Genomic DNA, 3304 nt, shown 5'->3' on the forward strand with positions numbered 1-3304 from the left:
CCACCAGAAAGGTGGGGCCCGCCGTCGTTTTATAAGACTGAGCTTTGTGGAACTTAGCTCTGTGGCACTAGGCCACTAGTGTGCGTGGTCTCCGCGGCTGTACTCGTAAACCCAGCCTACGAGGGCCACCACCGCCATGCCGCCGGCGATGAAGACGATCCAGAAGCCCACGGCCAGGCCGAGGAACCCTGCTGCGCAGGAGAGGCCCAGTACCAGCGGCCACCAGCTCCACGGGCTGAAGTGGCCCTGCTCGCCGGCGCCTTCGTGGATTTCGGCGTCCGCACGGTCCTCGGGACGCATGCCCACGCGCTTGCCGGTGAAGCCCAGGTACGCACCGATCATGCCTGCCAGGCCGCCTACCAGGAGGATGCCCAGGATGCCGACCCACTCAGACCAGTTGGTGAGGAAGCCGTAGATGATGGAAACCGGAACGAAGAAGAAAACTCCTGCCCCAAAAATCCATGACTCGATTCTCATTGCGCGGTGTCCTTCTGATCGGCGTTGCCAAGCACACTTGCTGCAGGTGCCGGCGACTCAACGGTGTGTGACTGGGAGAGCTCGGGGTGGTGCAGGTCCAGTGCCGGGCGCTCCGAGCGGATGCGCGGCAGGGACGTGAAGTTGTGCCGCGGCGGCGGGCAGGACGTGGCCCACTCCAGCGAGGCACCGAAGCCCCAGGGATCGTCAACCTGAACCTTCTCGGCGTTGCGTGCGGTGATGTACACGTTCCAGAAGAACGGGATCAGGGACGCACCCAGGACGAAGGAGGAGATGGTGGAGAACTGGTTCATCCAGGTGAAGTTGTCCTCGACCAGGTAGTCGGCGTACCGGCGGGGCATGCCCTCGACACCGAGCCAGTGCTGGATCAGGAAGGTGCCGTGGAAGCCCAGGAACAGGAGCCAGAAGTGGATCTTGCCGAGGCGCTCGTTGAGCATCTTGCCCGTCCACTTCGGCCACCAGAAGTAGAAGCCGGCGAACATCGCGAACACCACGGTGCCGAACACCACGTAGTGGAAGTGGGCCACCACGAAGTAGGAGTCGGAGACGTGGAAGTCCAGCGGCGGGGACGCCAGGATGATGCCGGTCAGGCCGCCGAAGAGGAACGTGATGAGGAAGCCGATGCTCCACAGCATGGGGGTCTCGAACGTCAGCGAACCGCGCCACATGGTGCCGATCCAGTTGAAGAACTTCACGCCGGTCGGGACTGCGATCAGCATGGTCATGAAGGAGAAGAACGGCAGCAGCACGGATCCGGTGACGTACATGTGGTGTGCCCACACGGTCACGGAGAGAGCAGCAATCGCGATCGTGGCGTAGACCAGGCCCTTGTAGCCGAAGATGGGCTTGCGGCTAAAGACCGGGAAGATCTCGGACACGATGCCGAAGAACGGCAGGGCGATGATGTACACCTCGGGGTGCCCGAAGAACCAGAACAGGTGCTGCCACAGGACGGCGCCGCCGTTCTCCGGGTCGAAGATGTGGGCACCGAAGCGGCGGTCCGCACCGAGGGCGAACAGCGCTGCGGCCAGCGGCGGGAACGCCATCAGGACCAGGATGGCCGTGACGAGGGTGTTCCAGGTGAAGATCGGCATGCGCCACATGGTCATGCCGGGGGCGCGCATGCAGATGATGGTGGTGATGAAGTTGACCGCACCCAGGATGGTGCCGAAGCCGGACAGTGCCAGGCCGAAGACCCACAGGTCACCGCCGACGCCGGGGCTGAAGGTGGTGTTGGAGAGCGGTGCGTAGGCGAACCAGCCGAACGATGCAGCACCCTGCGGGGTGATGAAACCGGAAACGGCGATGGTGGAGCCAAACAGGAAGAACCAGAAGGCCAGCGCGTTCAGCCGCGGGAAGGCGACGTCGGGTGCGCCGATCTGCAGCGGCATGATCACGTTCGCAAAGCCCGCGAAGAGCGGGGTGGCGAACATGAGCAGCATGACCGTGCCGTGCATGGTGAACAGCTGGTTGTACTGTTCCTTGGTCTGCAGGATCTGCATGCCGGGTTCGAAGAGTTCGGCGCGGATCAGCAGCGCCATCACGCCGCCGAAGCAGAAGAACACGAAGGACGCGATCAAGTACATGTACCCGATGGTCTTGTGGTCGGTGGAGGTGATCCAGTTGACGACGATGCGCCCCTTGGATTTGGGAACTACGGGAGCCTCGAGGATCCCGGGGGTCTGGGTGTAAGTAGCCACTTCGCTTCCCTTACTTCGTTGCGTTCAGGTTCGGGTTGCGGTCATACTCTTCGCCGAGCAGGCCCGTGTTGCCGTCCTGGCGCAGCTGGTTCATGTGAGCCGCGAATTCGGACTCGGAAACAACCTTGACGCGGAACAGCATTTCGGAGTGGTACTCACCGCAGAGCTCGGCGCACTTGCCGTCGTAGGTGCCCTCTTTGGTGGGGGTGAACCGAATGTAGTTGGTCTTGCCCGGGATCATGTCCCTCTTCTGCAGGAATGCAGGAACCCAGAAGGAGTGGATGACGTCGCGCGAGTTCAGTTCCAGGTCAACGGACTTGTTGACGGGCAGGTACAGGGTGGGGAGCTTCTCCTTGTCCACCTCCTTGCCTGTCAGGTGGGCCTGGACACCGGCTTCGTGGAGGTCCTCGGTGACGACCTGGCCCTTCTTGTAGTTGAAGTCCCAGGCCCACTGCTTGCCGCGGACGTCCACTACGACGTCGGCCGGCTGCGAGCGGTCATCGATCGCCTGCTGGTCACGGTCGGTGAAGTAGAAGAACACCAGGACCATGAACAGCGGGATCGTCAGGTAGAAGACCTCGAGGGGCAGGTTGAAGCTGGTCTGCCGCGGGAAACCCACGGTGCCCTTGCGGCGGCGGTAGGCCACGAGGCACCAGACGATCAGACCCCAGGTGATGATGCCCACCACGAGGGCGGCAATCCATGAGTTGACCCAGAGGTCCATGATGCGGTCAGTGTGATTGGTGGTGCCACGCTCGGTGGGCAGCCACCCCTTCTCTACCTCTGGCGAACATCCAGTCAAAACCAACGCGCCGGCAGTTGCCAAGCCAGTGATCATTGTGATCGTTTTGCGTCGGCTGCCGGTTCGGTTCTGCGAACTCACAGACGGCCCTTCCTACTTGTTGCTGTTGCCTGGGCGGCAAAAAGCTTCCCGGGCACACTAAAAGTTTTACTACTCGGTGTAGAGCTTACCGCTCCCCGCAGGTTTTCGCCCACATGTCCCCACCGTGTGGCGGGGGGGGGGGGGGAGGGCGGCCCCCCCCCGCAGTGGTGGTGGGGGGGGGGGGAGCGAAGGTGTTGGGAGAAACAACGCCCCGGCAGGGCGCCCC

3 protein-coding genes are annotated in these 3304 nt (G+C 62.8%); all 3 read right to left on the reverse strand.

Annotation, left to right across the window (positions count from 1 at the left end):
* Positions 1-75: 75 nt before the first annotated feature.
* The 3 genes from ACFRAH_RS09745 to coxB are packed head-to-tail and all read right to left on the reverse strand — an operon-like array spanning position 76 to position 3078.
* Entirely contained in the window at positions 76-477 is a 402-nt protein-coding gene (locus ACFRAH_RS09745) for a cytochrome c oxidase subunit 4 (protein WP_377990692.1), read from the reverse strand.
* Positions 474-2195, reverse strand: coding sequence for a cytochrome c oxidase subunit I (gene ctaD / locus ACFRAH_RS09750; protein ID WP_377990693.1), 1722 nt, complete (start codon positions 2193-2195; stop codon positions 474-476). The genes ACFRAH_RS09745 and ctaD overlap by 4 nt, the downstream gene beginning before the upstream one ends.
* A gap of 10 nt (positions 2196-2205) precedes the next feature.
* Positions 2206-3078 carry a cytochrome c oxidase subunit II gene (coxB, locus tag ACFRAH_RS09755; RefSeq protein ID WP_377990694.1) on the reverse strand — a complete coding sequence of 291 codons (873 nt, stop codon included), beginning with the start codon at positions 3076-3078 and terminating at the stop codon, positions 2206-2208.
* Positions 3079-3304: the final 226 nt, after the last annotated feature.

This window comes from Arthrobacter sp. NPDC056727 (genome assembly GCF_042790555.1).
GTDB lineage: Bacteria > Actinomycetota > Actinomycetes > Actinomycetales > Micrococcaceae > Arthrobacter.